This window comes from Mesorhizobium sp. M0518, assembly GCF_040321125.1.
In the GTDB taxonomy this organism is placed as follows: domain Bacteria; phylum Pseudomonadota; class Alphaproteobacteria; order Rhizobiales; family Rhizobiaceae; genus Mesorhizobium.
Genome location: NZ_JAMYQY010000015.1, coordinates 1 through 17,446 on the forward strand (window position 1 = coordinate 1; position 17,446 = coordinate 17,446).

Genomic DNA, 17,446 nt, shown 5'->3' on the forward strand with positions numbered 1-17,446 from the left:
TCGAGACCTTCACCTACCAGGCGACCGACGCCAACGGCAACACGATCACCAACACCATCACCATCGACGTCACCGACGACATTCCGACGGCACATGCCGACACCAACAGCGTTGTCGAGGGCGGCATCGTGAGCGGCAACGTGCTGACGGACGGCACGGACGACGTGTTCGGCGCCGACGGCGCGGCGGCGGGCGGCGGGGTTGTCGGCGTGGCCGCCGGGAGCAACACCGCGGTTCCTGTGAGCGGCGGGCTTGGCGCCGGCATTCCCGGCACTTACGGCACGCTGACACTGAACGCCAACGGCAGCTACAGCTATGACGGCCTGCCCAACGTGGTCCCGCCGGCCGGCGCGACGGAGACCTTCGTCTACACCATCATGGACGGCGACGGCGACCTGTCGACGACGACCTTGACCATCAACCTGTCGGATAGCGGCCTTGCCGCCTCCAATGACGACCTGACGGTCAACGAGGCGGCGCTGCCGATCGGCAGCAACCCGTCGAGCACCGCCGAGACCATCGCCGGAACGGTCGTCGACAATGTGTCGGGCGGCACCGGCCCCTACACCTACGCCCTGGTGGGCAGCGGCACCGGCACGCACGGCACGCTGACCTTCAACGCCAACGGCACCTACAGCTACACGCTGACCACGCCGGTCGACGGCGCCGATGCCAACAACGGCACCAACACCGTCAACAATGTCGAGACCTTCACCTACCAGGCGACCGACGCCAACGGCAACACGATCACCAACACCATCACCATCGACGTCACCGACGACATTCCGACGGCACATGCCGACACTGGCAATGTAAACGAAGGCGCTCTGCTGACCGTGACGGCGGCGGCGGGCGTGCTGGTCAATGACGTTGCCGGCGCCGACGGTGCAACCATCGACGGCGTGCGGGCAGCGGGCGGCAATACGACGACGGCGGTGACGACCGGTGTTAACACCGACATTGCCGGCCTGCACGGCACCTTGCACCTCAACGCCGACGGCTCCTATACCTACCAGTCGACGACCCACAGCATCAGCGCCAACACCACGGACGTGTTCGTCTACACCATCAAGGACGGCGACGGCGACCTGTCGACGACGACGCTGACCATCAACCTGGCGGACATCAATGACGCACCCGTTGTCGCGAACACCCAGAACTGGATGTCGAGCGACCCGGCGCAGCAGACCTTGAGCACGCCTAGCTATCCGAATGGGTATCCGTTGCTGGTTTCCATTCCGACGGATGCGGACGGGGATAACCTCATTGTCACCGCCACGGGAACGATCCCCACCGGCACATTCTATTTCAACGGCGTGACCTATGTCGCCCTGACAGCCGGCACGGTGCTCTACAATCCGTCCGGCGGTATCGATTTGCTGGACGACCTGGTTTATCGGCCAACAGCATCGCAAACTGACACGGTCAACAACAACCTGTCGCTGGATGTATATGACGGTCATACTCACATAGCGCAGACGGTCGGCATCCACGAAGTGCCGCCGACTAGCCTGCCGAGCGACACGTCGCAGATTGGCAATGGCAACAGTCCGCTTACGTCGGGCAACGATCAGATCACAACGCTCTCCCTGTCGCAAGCGACGGTCAGCGCAATCCTGGCTGATCCACACAACTCGACGGTAGTGGTCTATACCGACTTCCAGGAGTCGCCTTTCATCACGCCTATTCCCTTGGGCGAACGGAATCCGGGTGTCTACGGAGACAGCAGCGCGGGCTCGCATCGTGAGCAGGAAGTGCAAGTCGAAATCAGAATTGGCTCGGATCGCTTCGCGATCGTCGAAGATGACACCAGCCCTGGGACTTTCGAGCAGAGCTGGTTCTACGATCCGACCACAGGTTTGATGAAGGCGACCGTCGACTACGACCACATTTACCTTCTGGACGGCAGCGGCAATGCCACCTCCACAACGCTTGCCAGCTACCTGATCACGCATCCGCCGTCAGTCGGCGACAACTGGACCCTGTCTTATTTCGACAATGATGGCGGCAATTTCCAGGCGCGCAAAGTGAGCTTCTCTTTCTTCTCGCATGATCCAGGCGACCCCGGGATCACGGTGAATGGCGATGCCACACTGGCCGACCAGATCTATGGAACGTCCGGCATCGACCATCTTAACGGCAATGGCGGCAATGACATCATCATTGGGCGAGGTGGCAACGACTTCCTTGACGGTGGTGCTGGCAACGACACGCTCGATGGAGGTGCTGGCAACGACCTGCTCATCGGTGGCGCGGGCCAAGACACGCTTACCGGAGGCACTGGCGCCGACACGTTCAAGCTCGATCATCTCGACATCAAGGATCTCATCACTGACTTCAATGGCGGCGAGGGCGACAAGATCGACCTGACCGGGCTGTTCGACACAGCACCCGGAGGGGCTAATATCGGTGACTTCGTGAACTACGATGCGGGGACGGGCACGCTCAGCGTAGATGCGAATGGGACAACCGGCGGAGCCAATTTCATTGACGTGGCAACGCTGACGAACCTGCCCGCTGCCAACACCATCACGCTGCTCTACGACGATGGCGTAACCCAGCATACGACGACTGCAAACGTGGTTTAACGCCATGGCGCACGGCCACGCGACTATGTTATACATCGCTAATATCTAGGGGAGCTCAACATGAAACGTTCTGCAAGACTGCTGGTTTCCGCTGCGACGCTGTTGCTGGCAGTCGGGTCGACGGGGTATGCCGCCGACATCATCGATGGCCCGACCGGCGATTATTGCCGTGTCGTGGGGACGTCCAACCTGGTGCTGAACGACAACATCGTCGATCTGAAGCAGCAAGTGGTGAAGCTGATGGACGAGTCGGTCGCCGCCGCCAACAGTTCGGAGTGGATCAACTCGTCGCGTCCCGTCTTCGTCTGGGCATCGGAAGCCAAGGTCGCCTGCGGCATGGCTTACGGCTACCTCAAGACGAACTACAAGGACGAAGACACCCTCAACAAATGCGAGTGTTTTCACGATCGCATGGTCGAGTACATGCACTGACCGGCTAGGCGAACCACGCCTGTTGGCCATCATGACAGCCGACGGATCCTTCCTGAAGGCGGTCGCGGGCGCGATCGTGTTGCTTGGCTTTGTCCAAACGGTCACGCCGGCCAGTGCCAACTGGCTGGAACGACCATCCGTGAAACAACAGCTTTCGTCCGGCCTGAAGCAGGCAGTGCGCTGTGATCCGGCCACGGAGTGGACCCGGCAGACATTCAAGGCATTTGCCAGCTGCCAGGCATCGATCCATGGCCTGGAGCCGCTGCTGGCGCATGCGGTGATGGAGATCGAAAGCGGCTTCGATCCCGGCGTGCAAGGCGCCGACGGCGAAGTCGGCCTGATGCAGGTGATGCCGGCGACGGCCAGGATGCTCGGCTTTCGAGGTTCTCTGGACGATCTGAGCGCGCCGGCGACCAACATCGCGCTGGGAGTCAGATATCTTGCACAGGCCAACAGGTTGGCCGGGGGCGATCTGTGCACCACCGTCATGAAGTATCGCGCCGGGCACAATGAAAGCCGGTTCTCGGCCCTTTCGGTCCGCTACTGCCAGCGTGCGCGGGCAATCCTGGCAAGGGAGGGGATTGAAGTGACCGGGCCGTTGCCGGTGGCGACGTTCGGCTTTTCCGCCTTTTCAGGCGGTGAGGGTGGAGCCGCTGCCCAATTCTGGCCGGGGAAGGGGGCAAAGGGCGTTTGCGTGCGCCGCCTGTTCGTGCCCGGGCCGCGATACATGAAATGCGCCGACTATCGAAGTGCCGGGCAAGCAAGGCAGATCAGGACGCTCAGAGGCAGGCTTTTCGGCGGCTAAAAGAACTACAGACGGCACTGCAAGTCCGCCGTAACATGCGTTGGAGACCAGACCGGGAACAATATCCGGCGGCACATAGGGGTGGAGCATTCATGGAAGCTGGCCGACAGGTCCACTGTCCGCGGACATGGGCAATCGCCTTGGCGCTCGCCGCGATCGTGTCGGGCTGCCAGTCGAAAGGCGGCGTGTCCGAAGTGCTCGATCCGGCGGCGGTTGCCGCGCCTGCCGGGCAGAATGGGGCCGCTGTTACCGGTCCCGTCCAGGCGACCCAGTCGCTGGGCACCGGTTCGACCAAAGTCACGATGCTGCTGCCGTTGTCCGGCTCCGGAACAGCGGGCGAAAACGGCAGGAAGATGCTGGATGCGGCCAAGCTGGCGATGACGGATATTGGCAATGGACTGCTTACGCTGACGGTAGAAGACACCAAAGGCGACAGCGCACTGGCCGGCAAAATGGCGATAACGGCCATAACGACGGGCTCGAAGGTCGTGATCGGCCCGACCGAACTGACGGCAGCCCAGCATATTGCCACGCTGTCTGGATCGAAGCGGCCACCGGTCCTGGCGCTCGCCGATAATTTCGCCGGTGGCGCCGGGGTTTATGCCGTGCTCCTTGGCGAAGCGGACAGCGCCGCCGCGGGCGCTGCGGGACTAGCCGCGAAAGGCAGCAAGAAGTTCGTACTGCTTGTCGCGGATGGCCCAAACGCCGGCGCCATGGAGAAGCGGGTCGCAAACAGCCTCAGCATCTACGGCGCGGCGCTCGCGGTCACTCTCCGATATTCCGCCGGCGACGGCGCCGCGAAGGCGGTCGACGAAATGGGCTCACTCGTGGACGCCCCCGACGCCGTCATTGTCGCCAGCGGCAATGGCAGTCCGTCGCCTGTCCTTGCCGCCCTCAAATCGAAGGGCATTCCGGGAAAGACTGTCTCCGTCGTCGGAACGAACCGTTGGCTGGAGCACCCCATGGATCCGCTCTTAGAGGGGGCGTTTATCGCCACGCTCGATCCAAGTGAAACCGGGCCGATCGCCGACCGCTTCAGGACGGCATACAACTATCCGGCTGACGTCAATGTGGCCTATGCCTATGACATGGTTGCCCTGACGGCAGGGATTGCCAGCGCGATCGGGCCTGATGGCTTCAGCAAAAAGGTTCTCGAGAATCCAAACGGCTTTCGCGGGTCGACCGGCCTGTTCCGGTTTCGGGCCGACGGATCCAGCGAACGCTCGATGCCGTTCTATCGGATTGAAAAAGGTGCGCTCAAGCTGGTTGCCAAATCGACGTCGGGTTTCTGACCGGCGCAAATCCCTGAGATCCTGTTCAAGCTGATGGGCAGGCCGGGCCGCAGCCGCTTGGCGATCGCGCTCGGAAGCCTGCTGCTTCTGGCCGGGATACTGTTGATCATTCAAGGTGGGGCGTTGCTTTCGGTCGATCGGCCTGTCCGTGCCCCGTCGCGGGATGTTGACGATACGCAGCCTATCCGGCCGGTTGCCCCGGTAGCCGGCGCACAGCGCCTGGAGCCGGCGCGCAAGGTTGCTCAAGACCTGATCGCTCCGCCACGGCTTGATCCCGCTGAGATCGAACGGACCGAGCCCCGTCCGCCACTCAGCGAGCTCGGTCTCGCCGTGCCCCCGAAAACGCCAATGCCTGGGGATTGGCGGGAGGTCTTGCTCTACCGCCCGGTTGCCACATCGTCGGCGATGTTCGAATCCATGGGCCGCAAGGTGGTCATCAGCGGAGTGCGAGGCATCGATCTCGACAGCTCCTGCTCGTTTCATGACGTCACCTGGCCTTGCGGCCTGCGCGCACGCGCCGTTTTCAATTCCTGGCTGAGGGGACGCGGGCTGCACTGTTTCGTACCGCCGGACGTCGAGCGTTTTGCCGTCGCCGCACCGTGCAGGCTGGGCAAGCAGGATGTTGGCGCCTGGCTTGTCTCCAACGGCTGGGCCACGGCGCTGCCGAGCGGCATCTACGGCAAGGCGGAGGCGACAGCCAGGAAGGCTGAGATGGGCATATTCGGCCCGGCACAATAGCCTGCCATTCAACCCTGATGTTTTGTTTGTTAACCGCCACGGGCGCAGCTTAGATCTTTGTTTTTCTGCATGTCCTTTTCCCAAAGCCGAGGTCATGCATTGGGAGCAAGCCGATTTCGTCCGCAGCCTTGATGGGGTCATCGCGCAATCGATTAAATTGCAAGGTTCCTTGAAACTGAAATTGCAACACACCGGCCCTATACCAGTCCATCCACAGGAGATCGGCCAGTGACAAAGACTATGGTGAGCACCACCGACCAGGCATGGAAATGCGTCGCTTTGCTGACGTTTCTGGGAACCACTGCAATCCTGGGCGTTTCCGTCGGCCTCAATTATCTGCTCCTGTTCTCCGAGGCGCTGACGCCATTTGGGCGCAGCATGATCACGGCAATCCTGTTGCCTGTCGTCCTTGGTGTTCCGCTTTTTCTGTTCGTTGGATTGAAACAGATCGAGCTTCGTCGCTATCGCCGGGAACTCGACAAGTCGGCAACCTTCGACACCACGACCGGCTGCCTGAACGGAGCGGTCTTCACGTCGATGGTCGAAAAAAGAACGGCAAGGCCGTCGGTGCCGGGGCCTAAATCGGGCGCCTTCCTGGTTATCCATTCGGAGCATCTGCGGTCCATCAACCTGCGCTTTGGTCTTGAATGGGGCGATCAAGCCTTGCGGCTCATAGCCTCGACCATACAATCGTCGGTGCGCGCGGAAGACCTGGTTGGACGCATGGGGACGTCTATGTTCGGGGTTTTCCTCGCCGGCGCGACCGAAGCAGAAGCCAGGGAAATCGGCGAGCGTATCGAGGCGCGCATCGCGCAAGTCTATTTCGCGCCAAAGGGGACCGAGGATGCCCTGACCGTCAAGGTCGGCGGCGTGGTGTTCGAAAACCAGGTGGAGTTCGCGGACATGTTCCGGTCCGCCGAGCAGCGCATGGCCGGCGTCCAGGACGGAGCCGCGTTTGAACTGACGCATCTCCATAGCTGACATTCGCCGGGAACCAGAGCCATTCGGAACCCAGGGGAATTGTCGGACGCGGCCGCGGTTACGCTGACGACGGGGTAGCCCGTGAAGACGCCGCCCAGGTTTCGGCTACGGCGACGATCGCGGCATTGATCGGTCCGCTCGGGATCGCCGGCATCACCGAGGCGTCGACGACAAAGGCATTGTCGAAGCCGTTCAGCCGCAAGTCAGGATCGACGACGGCCTCAGTGTCACGACCCATCCGGCACGTGCCGGCCGGATGGTGATGGGTGGAAGCAGCCCTGGCGATGAAAGCATCGAGTTCGGCATCGGACTGAACCGGGGCGCCTGGCAGGATCTCCATATCGCGCCATTCGTCCAGAGCCGCATGATGGCCGACCATGCGCGCCCGCTTCAACGCCATCCTGAATGTCGCGCGATCGTGTTCGGTTTCGAGATAATGCGGGTCGATGACCGGCGCATCGTTGCGGCCCGGCCCGCTTGGTGTGATGCGCCCTCGGCTTGTCGGATGGGTGACGCCGCACAGGATGGTAAAGGCGGAGCCATAGGGCGGGGTCTTCAGGCCCTCGGCCGCGGACGGGGCGACGACGCAGGCGAGCACGATATCGGGACTTCCCGTAGAGCGGGTCGGATCGTCGCTGTGCAGATACATCAGCGATTCGGAGTGCTGCAGGCGGGAGGGCGGCACCGGCTTTTTCGTGCTGTAGACATTTCCGAGAGCCAGCAGATGATCCTGCAGGTTGCGGCCCACATCGCCCCGATCGGCAAGGCAGCGTATATCCGCCTGCTTCAGCGTATCGGGACAGCCAATGCCCGACCGCATGAGGATGAGCGGCGTGGATACGGCGCCGGCGCAAAGGACGATCCGGTCGGCGCAGAGTGTTCCGGTCTCACCCTCGCACACCACGCTCACGCCCGTGATCTTGTGGCCGTCCAGCACCAGGTGCTCGACCTCGTGGCCGGCGAGCAAGGTCAGGTTCGGCCGCGCCATGACCTGCGACGGCAGATAGGCGTCGGCGACGCTCAGGCGCTTGCCGTCACGTATATTGAGTGAATTGGGACTGGTGCCGACCAGTTCGCCGCTGTTGTGGTCGCTCAGGGTGGGAGCGCCCAGGGATCGCCCGGCGGCGATGTAGGCACGCACGACCGGACTGACCTCGGCGTCCGGCAGATAGACGTCCAGCGGGCCGCTCTTGCCGCGTGTCGGCGCATCGAAGGCGGTGAAGGCTTCGCTGCGGATGAAGCCCGGCAACAACCCCCGATAGGACCAGCGCTCGCCGCCGGCTTGCGCCCAGGGTTCGAAATCATCGGGATGGCCGCGCACATAGGCCATTGCATGCAGGCAGCTCGAGCCGCCGACTATCCTGCCTCGCGGCCATTCATGGATGCGGTCGGCGGTGAAGGGCTGGGGCACGGTCCGGTGGCTCCAGTCGTAGGCGCGGCCCTGGAGCATCGTCCACTTAAGCGGATCGGCGATGTCGGGATCGGCCGGCATCGCCCCGGCCTCAATGAGGCCGACCTGGCACGACCGGTCTTCACTGAGCCGGCTGGCAACAACCGAGCCGGCGGATCCCGCACCGATCACCAGCACGTCGAAATGACGTTTCAATTTGGAATTCCCCGCACAGGCTCAATGTCGGAAGCTGATACGATCACGCGGCAAAGGCGCCGGCATTCGACCGTTCCATGATCTGTCTCTGCACGGACAAAAGGTGCGCGCGCATTGCGGTCTCTGCCGCTTCGGGATCGCGCTGCGAGATCGCTTCGGCGATCAGGCGATGCTCGCCGTCGCGGTGGGCGATCCGCTTGGGGCAGGTGGGTGCCGCGGTGCGCGCAACCTTCACCCGCGCATCGACACCGACCTGGCGCAGCATCTTGTAGAATTCCGCGGCGAGGTGGTTGCGGGCCGCGGCAACGATCGCGAGATGGAAAGCGAAGTCGACCTCACCCGACGGGGCGTTCTCAGGCGTGGTTGCCGCGTCGAGGATCCGCGCCGTCTCGAAAGAAGAGGCGCGCAGCGACGCCAGTCGGGCAAGGCCCGGCTCCATGATCAGGCGCAATTCCAGGACCTCGATCGGATTGGTTACCCTGACCAATTCCTCGCCATATCTCGGAAGGGCGGTCGGCGCCCGCCTGGCGCGCGCCGGTTTGAGGTCGCCCGAAAGGCGCAGCACTTCAAGCGCCTTGCGAAGCTGATGGCGCTTGACGCTCAGATGTTCCGCAAGATCGCGCTCGGACGGAAGCTTGCCGCCGCCCTGCTGCAACTGGCGGACCGCGGCGATGATGTCGTCGAGATCCGATGGTCCGACCTGCGGCTCGAATGCGCTCAAAACCAAATCTCCTGTCCGATCGGCAGACCGCCGACTCAACGTCCCGACATCATATTGTGACACGAAAACCTGTTCGACGGCACTCAACCAATTCAACCAATCTACAACTGTACGCAATGGTTGACAACACCAGTTGCGCGATGGTTGACTGCCCATGTCGACGGTTGCCATCGCGGCGGACCGTCTTTCTCCCGAGGATCACGCATGCCGGCTGGCGAAACCTTTGACTACGTCATTGTCGGTGCGGGATCGGCCGGCTGCGTGCTGGCGAACCGGCTGAGCGAAGACCCTGCCGTGTCGGTGCTTCTGCTGGAGGCTGGGGATTGGGACCGCGATCCGATGATCCACATCCCACTCGGCTGGGGCAAGATCCTGACCGAACGCCGCCACGACTGGATGTATTTCTGCGAGCCCGAGGCCAATGTCGGCGGCCGCAAGGTCGAATGCGCGCGCGGCAAGGTCATCGGCGGCTCTTCCTCAACCAACGCCATGGCTTATGTGCGCGGCAATCGCGGCGACTATGATCGCTGGGCGGCAAGCGGCCTGACGGACTGGTCGTTCGACAAGGTGCTGCCCTACTTCAAGAAGCAGGAGCGCTGGGAAGGAGGCGAAAGCCGGTATCGCGGCGGCAGCGGGCCGCTGAACACCCAGTTCTGCCGCTACAAGGACGAACTGATCGATGCGTTCGCGACGGCCAGCCGTGATGCCGGATATCCGCAGACCGACGACTATAACGGCGCCATACAGGAAGGCTTCGGCCGCCTGCAGATGACAATTGCGAACGGCCGCCGCTGCTCGACCGCGACCGCCTATCTGCGGCCGGCTATGCGTCGCGGCAACGTCAAGGTGCTGACCGGCGCGATGGCGACGAAGATCCTGCTGAAGAATGGGCGCGCAACCGGCGTTGCCTACACCAGAGGCGGGGCGAGCCATGAAGTTGTGGCGCGGCGCGAGGTCCTGCTTGCCGGCGGCGTCATCAACACGCCGCAGCTGATGATGCTGTCAGGCATAGGCGACAGCGGCGAGCTCGCGGCGCATGGCATCGAGACGAAAGTCGATCGTGCGCAGGTCGGCAAGAATTTGCAGGACCATGTTTCGGTCATCCTGATGTATCGTCGCAAACAACCGGGACCGTTTCTCAAGATGATGCGGGCCGATCGTATCGGGCTGGATTTCGTCAAGACCTATCTCACCGGAAAGGGCTTTTCGGGAGATGTGCCTGGCGGCGTCGTGGCATTCCTGAAGAGCGACGCAAGCCGGCCGTTGCCGGACGTACAGCTGCTTTTCACCGCCGCACCGCTTGGAGCATGGCCTTACATGTCGCCGTTCAAGGCGCCGTTCGCCGACGGCTTTGCGACCCGTATCGTTGCCGTGCAGCCGGAGAGCCGCGGCAGCGTCAGGCTGGCGTCCAGCGATCCGGTCGCCGCGCCCCTGATCCATCAGAATTTCCTGTCCTCGCAGCGCGACTGGCAGTCGCTTCGCGCCGGCTTTCGTGTTGCGCGCAACCTTGCCAGCCAGCCGTCCATGGCTCCGTTCGTTGGTGCGGAGTTCTTCCCCGGCCCGAAATGCGAGAGCGACGAAGAGATCGACGAGCATATCCGCAAGACCTCGATCACCGTGCATCATCCGGCCGGCACGTGCCGCATGGGCGTCGATGCGGCATCGGTGGTCGATCCGGAATTGCGGGTGCGCGGCATCGCCGGACTTCGTGTCGTGGACGCCTCGGTCATGCCCGACCTCGTCTGCGGCAACATCAATGCGGCGGTCGTCATGATCGCCGAAAAGGCCGCGGATCTGATCCGCAGCCGCGCCCAACAGAGCGTGGCGGCCTGACAGAGGCGGCCGGAATACAACCAAAGTCTTTTGGTTGAGATTGAAAACTGCGTTGGTTGGACCGTCATGTGCCTCCGCCTGGCCGTGACGAGGCGGCTTCATGCCCTGATTTCAAGGCATATTTCGAGCACTCTTGGGCTATTTCTGCCTGTTTCTGGGCATTTGCCTCTCAAAAATGCACCTCAACCAAAAACTTATAAAATTCGCAATTTGGGTATTGTCGCGCAAAACCAATGCGAATACGGTTGAGTTGGTTAGAAGTATTTTCTTCGTGACGAGAGGTGTCCGATATGTCCCTGGCGCAACCAGCTAACGATGTGCTCACCAACAAGAAGGCAGCACTCAAGGGCCTCTATGACGCCCTCTACGCAAAGAACATGTTTCCGTTCTGGGCGACGTCGGAAGGCGTCGATCATGACGAGATAAAGCAGCTGATGGCGACGTCGAAGGCCGTTCCCTTCGTGTGGTCCTATTCGGACATCGAGCCGCTGCTGCAACGCGCCGCCGAACTGGTGACCATGGACGACAGCGAGCGCCGCTCGCTGATCCTGGTCAATCCTGGCCTTGCGCCCAAGCGTGCATCGGTCAGCACCATGTACACCGCCTACCGCCTGAATGATCCCGACGAGATCATGCCGCCGCACAAGCACTCGCCGAGCGCCATCCGCTTCGGCCTGACCGGCAAGGGCAACTTCACCGGCGTCGAGGGCGAAGACGTGGTCTTCGGCCCCGGCGACATGGTGCTGACGCCCAACGACGCCTGGCACAATCATGGCACCGTCGGCGGCGAGCAGGCGGTCAACCTGTCGGTGCTCGACCTGCCGCTGGTCGAAACGCTGCACGCCGTCCATTTCGACCACAAATACACCGAGATGGTCGACGGCAAGGAAGTCGAGAAGAAGGTGCAGACCGCCCGCTATCCCGGTGACTATTCACAGCGCATCTATGGCGAGGGCGGCCTGATGCCGCGTTTCGTCGACCACAAGCGCGGCGGCGGCCTGTCGTCTCCGATGTATGTCTATCGCTGGGAGAAGATGGAAGCGGTCCTAGACGCTCACAAGGATTGGGATGGCGACCCTCATGAAGGCATCGTCATCGACTATGTCGATCCGACGACCGGCGGACCCGTCTTCCACACCATCAATTTCTACGTGCAGATGCTGCGCCCCGGCGAGAAGACCTTGCCGCAGCGCGAGACCGCCAGCCTGCTCTTGGCGCCGTTCCGCGGCAACGGCCATTCGATCATCGACGGCAAACGATATGACTGGAACCAGTTCGACACCATCGCCATACCCGGCGGTTCCTGGGTCGAGCATGTCAACGGCTCGTCGAGCGAGCCGGTGATCTTCTTCGGCGCCACCGATGCGCCGACGCAGAAGGCGCTGCTCCTCTACAAGCGCTGGGGCCGCAACCAGGCCGGCGATCTGCTCCGTCTCGTCTAGTTCCCATCCTACTGCCCCGCCGCCATTGGCGGCGGGGACATTGAAATGACGTTTCAGCAGCAAGGGCGTATGCATTTGGTTTCGGCGTTCAACACCAAGCAGATCGGCCATGTCGACTGCCCAGGCGGCGGCCAGGTCTGGGTCGACGGCAACATCCTCTATATCGGCCACATGCGGCCGCCGAGCGGTACGACGCTGGTCGACATTTCCGACCCGCGCAATCCGCGCAAGATAGCCACGATCGATGTTCCGCCCGGCTGGCACTCGCACAAGGTGCGCGCCAAGGACGGGCTGATGATCATCAACCACGAGCGCTTTGGCGATGCCGGCCCGGCCGATTTCGGCGGCGGGTTGGCACTCTACGACACAACCAAGCCGGCACAGCCCAAGCTCATCTCGAAATGGATAACCGGCGGCAAGGGCGTCCACCGCTACGACTTCGACGGCCGTTACGTCTACATCTCGCCGACCGCCGACGGTTATGTCGGCAACATCGTGATGATCCTCGACCTGATCGATCCCACAAAGCCGGTCGAGGTCGGACGCTGGTGGATACCCGGCCAGTGGACGGGTGGCGGCGAGGAATACCCCTGGCACGACTATGTCACGCCGCGTTGCCACCATCCTTTGCGCATGGGCGACCGGCTGTATGTCAGCTACTGGCATCACGGCCTGTTCATCCTCGACATTTCGGACATCACCAAGCCGAAGCTGGTCTCGCACGTCAATTCGAGCCCGAGCTTTCCGCATCCCACCCACACCTGCCTGCCGATTCCACAGCCGCTCAAGGGCCGCAACATCATGGTGGTGGCGGACGAGGACGTCGCCAAGCTTCGGCCATCACCGCCGGCCTTCACGTGGATCTACGACATCACCGACGAGACCAACCCGTTGCCGATCTCGACCTTCCAGGTGCCGGGCCTCGACCCGGATGGTTCACCGCAGCCGCAGATGACCGGCTGCCATCAGCCTTCCGAACGGTTCAAGGGCACGATCATTCCGTTTGCATGGTTCGCGCAGGGGCTGCGCCTCGTCGACATCGCCGACCCGTTCGCGCCAAAGGAGGTCGGCCATTTCGTGCCCGACGCGCCCGAGGGGGCGGAGCGTTCCTCGTCCAACGACGTGACCATCGACGACCGCGGCATCGTCTACCTGATCGATCGCATCCGTGGCGTCGACATCATCGAAACCAGTGTTCTCTAGGAGCAGGCATTGAGCGACAGCACGCGAAAATCCGCCAGCCATTACGCCATCGGCAACAAGAACCCGAACCTGCCGTTTCATCCGGCGGTGCGTGCCGGCGACTTCATCTTCGTCTCGGGCCAGGTGCCGAAGGACGACAACAACAACATGATCAGCGGCACGATCGAGGAAGAGACGCTGGCCACGCTGAAAACCATCGCGCGCGTCATCGCGCATGAGGGCGCGACGCTGTCGGATGTCGTGCGGATCACCACCTATCTCGAGGATACGCGCGATTTCGGCCGCTACAACAAGGCGTTCCTCGAAGGGATCGGCGATGCCGTGCTGGCGCGCACGACCGTCGAGGCAAAGGCCGTCATCAACACCAAGATCGAAATGGACGCGATCGTCTACAAGCCGCTCCCAGCGAGCAAGTAGGCATTGGACACAATCGAGGAGACGACATGTACAAGCTGTTAGGCCGCCAGACATCAGGCAACGTCCAGAAGGTGCTCTTCATGCTCGAAGAGCTTGGGGCATCCTACAAGCGCGAGGACTATGGCCGCCAGTTCGAGAACACCCAGACGGCGGAATACAAGGCGCTCAACCCGACCTCCAAGGTGCCGACGCTGGTCGACGGCGACACCGTGATCTGGGAGTCCAACACCATCCTGCGCTATCTCGCGGCATTCGGTGGCGAACAGTTGAATGGCGCCACGCCGGCGGAAAAGACCGAGGTCGAGCGCTGGATGGATTTCCTGCTGGCGGCGGTCAATCCCGGCTACCTGGCGGCCTTCAAGGGCGCCAAGCTCACACCCGAGGAACAGACCGCCGAATACAAGGAACAGGTGAAGGACCTTGTCGCGCAACTCAAGATCGTCGATGGCCACCTGGCCGGCAAGGACTTCCTGGCGCTGGACAAGCTGACCCTTGCCGACATCGCCTGCGCGCCGATCCTGAAGCGCTGCGTCGACTTCAAGATCGACCGGCCGTCGATGCCCGATCTGGAGCGTTGGGTGGCCGCGATCGCCGCCCGGCCGGCCTTCAAGGCGGCAACCACTGCTGCTCCCGCAAAGGCCGCATAATGATCAGGCGCGCCGCTCTCATCGGATTGGGAACGATGGGTCCAGGCATCGCCGCGCGGCTTTCGCGCGGCGGCCTCGATGTCACGGCGTATGATGTTTCACAGGCGTCGGTCGAGCGTGCCCGCGGCATGCTCGATCTCGCCGGCGGCGTGCTCGATCGTCTCGACATCAAGGCGCCCGGGACAGGCGCCGGCAGCGTGCGATTCGTCGAGACGATCGCCGAGGCCGTCGATGGCGCCGAACTGGTGATCGAGAACGTGCCCGAGAATATCGACATCAAGGCGCAGACCTATCGCGACATCGATCCGCTGATCGGCCCGTCGGTCATCGTCGCTTCCGACACGTCGGGCATCCCGATCACCAAGCTGCAGGCGCATATTTCGCATCCCGAGCGGATGGTCGGCATGCACTGGTCGAACCCGCCGCACATCATCCCGATGATCGAGGTGATCGGCGGCGAGAAGACCGCACCTGAAACCGTGGCTGTTATCCGCGATCTTATCCGCTCGATCGGCCTGCTGCCGGTGGTGGTGAAGAAGGATGTTCCAGGCTTCGTCGAGAACCGCGTGCTCTATGCGCTGCTGCGCGAGGCGGTTGATCTTGTCGAGCGCGGCGTCATCGAGCCGGAAGACCTCGACACCTGCGTATCCTGGGGCATCGGCTACAAGATCGCCGTCATCGGTCCGATGGCGCTGCTCGATATGGCGGGGCTGGATATCTACAAATCCGTCTCATCCTTCCTGAATGCCGATCTCTCCAACCGCGACGATGTCGCGCCGATGGTGCTGGAGAAGACGGCTGCGTTGAAGTTCGGCATCAAGTCGGGCGAGGGCATGTTTGCCTACACGCCCGAGCAGACAAAGGCGCTGCAAGGCGAACGGGCGCGCAAGCTCGTCGCGGTGCGGCGCATCCTGGAAGGCCGGGAGTAGCTAATGTCAAACGGTGCGCAGAGGGCAGGCCGGTTCGAGGAGTTCCACCGGTCGGCTGTTTGTGTGAAGGGTGCCTTCGCCATCAAGACGGCGTGGCTGCGGCCGACGAAAGCGCGCGGGGCGACAAGCCATGCGCATTGAAACCATTCGAGCCGCCGGTGACAGGCCGGCCCATATCCGCCATGACAATCTGATCTCCGCCAAGGGCGTTTCGGTGGTCATCGCCCGGCAGTTGATCCTCAGCAACATCGATCTCTCTGTGCCGAAGGGGTCGTTTGTCTCCCTTATCGGCCCTTCCGGTTGCGGCAAGAGCACCTTGCTCAAGGTGCTGGCCGGGCTGGTGCAGCCGACCCAGGGCAGCGTTGCGATCGCCGGGCTCGCACCGGTCGAGGCGGCGCGCAAGTGTATGATCGGCCTCGTCTTTCAGGACGCCAACCTGCTCCCCTGGAAGAACGCCGTCGACAATGCGTCGCTGCTGCTCGGCATCGCCGACAAGTCGCTGTCGCGCTCGGATTTGCGGGCGCGCGGGCAGGAGATGCTGGAACTGGTGGGGCTGGGCGACAGCGCCCACAAGCGCCCAAACGAACTGTCGGGCGGCATGCGGCAACGGGTCGCCATCGCACGGGCCCTGGCGCTCGATCCGGCGGTGCTGCTGATGGACGAACCGTTCGGCGCGCTCGACGCCATCACCCGCGATTCGATGGGGCAGTCGCTGCTGGAAATCTGGCAGCGTACCGGCAAGACGATCGTGCTCGTCACCCATTCCATCGACGAGGCCATCCATCTGTCGCGCCATGTGCACGTGCTGGGGATCAAGCCCGGGCGGATCACCGAGAGCCTCGACATTGCGCTGCCTTATCCACGCGACCTGTCGGTCAGCGAAGATCCGGAGTTCGTCAGGCTGGTGGTCCAGTTGCGAACCATGCTGCGCTCCAGCCATCAGCCGGGAGGCGCGTCTTGAGCGACCAACCCATCACGGACCTTCCCGAGCCGCGCCTCGCCTCCAGCTGGAGTGCGGCGACCGGCAGTTGGCTACCGGCGGTCATCCTGCTGCTGGTGACGATCGTGGCGTGGGAAGCCGCCGTGCGGATCTTTGCCATATCCGCCTTCATCATTCCCGCCCCGTCCGAGATCGCGAAGTCGCTGGTGGCGCAATGGGGCACGCTGATGCAAGCGACGCTGGTGACCGCGGGCGAGATCCTGTTCGGCTTCCTGGTCTCGGTCGTGGTCGGCATTGCCATTGCGCTGGTCATCGTGCGCTTCGACTGGCTGGGACGCGCGCTGTATCCACTGGTGGTGCTGTTCCAGAACGTGCCGAAAGTCGCGCTCGCGCCGATCTTCATCCTCTGGTTCGGCTATGGGCTGGCGCCCAAGATCGGCCTCATCCTGGTCATCGCCTTCTTCCCGGTGACACTGTCGATGCTGGCGGGCATGCAATCGGTCGACCGCTCGCTGCTGTCGCTGATGAATTCCGTCGGAGCCAGCCCGACGCAGATCCTGTTCAGGATCCGTGTTCCGCATTCGCTGCCGAACCTGATGGCCGGAACCAAGATCGCCGCCACGTTGAGCGTGATCGGCGCCATCGTCGGTGAGTTCGCCGGGGCGTCGGACGGTCTCGGCTACGTCATCCAGTTCGCTTCGACCCAGCTCGACACGGCGCTGGTCTTCGCAGCGCTGCTGCTCGTTTCCGTGCTTGGCATCGCCTTCTACTACGCCGCCGAAATCCTCGAACGCATCGTGGTGCCGTGGGCGCCGAAATTCAGCCAGTCCTAGGTCCGCTCGATCAACCAAATTCATAAAAGGGAACAAAAA

16 protein-coding genes are annotated in these 17,446 nt (G+C 62.7%); 14 read left to right on the plus strand and 2 right to left on the minus strand.

The window, feature by feature from the left end; genetic code table 11:
* The 6 genes from NKI66_RS21055 to NKI66_RS21080 form a co-directional block, all read left to right on the plus strand.
* The coding region (locus NKI66_RS21055; protein ID WP_352752887.1) for a cadherin-like domain-containing protein at nt 1-2,588 on the plus strand (2,588 nt) is incomplete at its 5' end.
* A 60-nt stretch (nt 2,589-2,648) separates the two neighbouring features.
* Nucleotides 2,649-3,020 (plus strand): hypothetical protein, encoded by a 372-nt coding sequence (locus NKI66_RS21060; protein ID WP_023809946.1) that lies wholly within the window; start codon nt 2,649-2,651, stop codon nt 3,018-3,020.
* A gap of 31 nt (nt 3,021-3,051) precedes the next feature.
* Nucleotides 3,052-3,825 carry a lytic transglycosylase domain-containing protein gene (locus tag NKI66_RS21065; protein ID WP_128305813.1) on the plus strand — a complete coding sequence of 258 codons (774 nt, stop codon included), beginning with the start codon at nt 3,052-3,054 and terminating at the stop codon, nt 3,823-3,825.
* A 92-nt stretch (nt 3,826-3,917) separates the two neighbouring features.
* Entirely contained in the window at nt 3,918-5,117 is a 1,200-nt protein-coding gene (locus NKI66_RS21070) for a type 1 periplasmic-binding domain-containing protein (RefSeq protein ID WP_128305810.1), read from the plus strand.
* Nucleotides 5,118-5,465: 348 nt separating this feature from the next.
* Nucleotides 5,466-5,855: a thermonuclease family protein gene (locus tag NKI66_RS21075; protein WP_245486389.1), complete on the plus strand. Its 390-nt coding sequence runs from the start codon at nt 5,466-5,468 to the stop codon at nt 5,853-5,855.
* A gap of 228 nt (nt 5,856-6,083) precedes the next feature.
* Nucleotides 6,084-6,836, plus strand: a complete 753-nt coding sequence (locus tag NKI66_RS21080) for a GGDEF domain-containing protein (protein ID WP_352752889.1) — start codon at nt 6,084-6,086, stop codon at nt 6,834-6,836.
* A gap of 58 nt (nt 6,837-6,894) precedes the next feature.
* Here NKI66_RS21080 and NKI66_RS21085 read toward each other — a convergent pair whose 3' ends face one another.
* Together NKI66_RS21085 and NKI66_RS21090 are read right to left on the minus strand one after the other, a co-directional pair.
* A complete protein-coding gene (locus NKI66_RS21085; protein ID WP_352752891.1) occupies nt 6,895-8,442 on the minus strand; it encodes a GMC family oxidoreductase in 1,548 nt (515 codons plus the stop codon).
* Between the two features lie 43 nt (nt 8,443-8,485).
* Nucleotides 8,486-9,163 (minus strand): FadR/GntR family transcriptional regulator, encoded by a 678-nt coding sequence (locus NKI66_RS21090; protein ID WP_023809939.1) that lies wholly within the window; start codon nt 9,161-9,163, stop codon nt 8,486-8,488.
* A 204-nt stretch (nt 9,164-9,367) separates the two neighbouring features.
* On the opposite strand from NKI66_RS21090, the gene NKI66_RS21095 reads away from it, so the two are divergent.
* The 8 genes from NKI66_RS21095 (at nt 9,368) to NKI66_RS21130 (ending at nt 17,407) form a co-directional block, all read left to right on the plus strand.
* Nucleotides 9,368-10,996, plus strand: a complete 1,629-nt coding sequence (locus tag NKI66_RS21095; RefSeq protein WP_128305807.1) for a GMC family oxidoreductase — start codon at nt 9,368-9,370, stop codon at nt 10,994-10,996.
* A 290-nt stretch (nt 10,997-11,286) separates the two neighbouring features.
* Nucleotides 11,287-12,438, plus strand: a complete 1,152-nt coding sequence (locus NKI66_RS21100; protein ID WP_027039500.1) for a cupin domain-containing protein — start codon at nt 11,287-11,289, stop codon at nt 12,436-12,438.
* Nucleotides 12,439-12,483: 45 nt separating this feature from the next.
* Nucleotides 12,484-13,641, plus strand: coding sequence for an LVIVD repeat-containing protein (locus NKI66_RS21105; RefSeq protein WP_050592656.1), 1,158 nt, complete (start codon nt 12,484-12,486; stop codon nt 13,639-13,641).
* A gap of 9 nt (nt 13,642-13,650) precedes the next feature.
* Complete coding sequence (locus NKI66_RS21110; RefSeq protein WP_023809936.1) at nt 13,651-14,058, plus strand: RidA family protein; 408 nt, start codon at nt 13,651-13,653, stop codon at nt 14,056-14,058.
* Nucleotides 14,059-14,084: 26 nt separating this feature from the next.
* Nucleotides 14,085-14,705, plus strand: coding sequence for a glutathione S-transferase family protein (locus tag NKI66_RS21115; RefSeq protein WP_023809935.1), 621 nt, complete (start codon nt 14,085-14,087; stop codon nt 14,703-14,705).
* Nucleotides 14,705-15,634 carry a 5-formyl-3-hydroxy-2-methylpyridine 4-carboxylate 5-dehydrogenase gene (gene fhmpcd1 / locus NKI66_RS21120; protein WP_023809934.1) on the plus strand — a complete coding sequence of 310 codons (930 nt, stop codon included), beginning with the start codon at nt 14,705-14,707 and terminating at the stop codon, nt 15,632-15,634. Before NKI66_RS21115 ends, fhmpcd1 begins: the two co-directional genes overlap by 1 nt.
* 130 nt (nt 15,635-15,764) lie before the next feature.
* Entirely contained in the window at nt 15,765-16,595 is an 831-nt protein-coding gene (locus NKI66_RS21125) for an ABC transporter ATP-binding protein (protein WP_023809933.1), read from the plus strand.
* Complete coding sequence (locus NKI66_RS21130) at nt 16,592-17,407, plus strand: ABC transporter permease (protein WP_023809932.1); 816 nt, start codon at nt 16,592-16,594, stop codon at nt 17,405-17,407. Before NKI66_RS21125 ends, NKI66_RS21130 begins: the two co-directional genes overlap by 4 nt.
* The last annotated feature ends 39 nt before the right edge of the window (nt 17,408-17,446 follow it).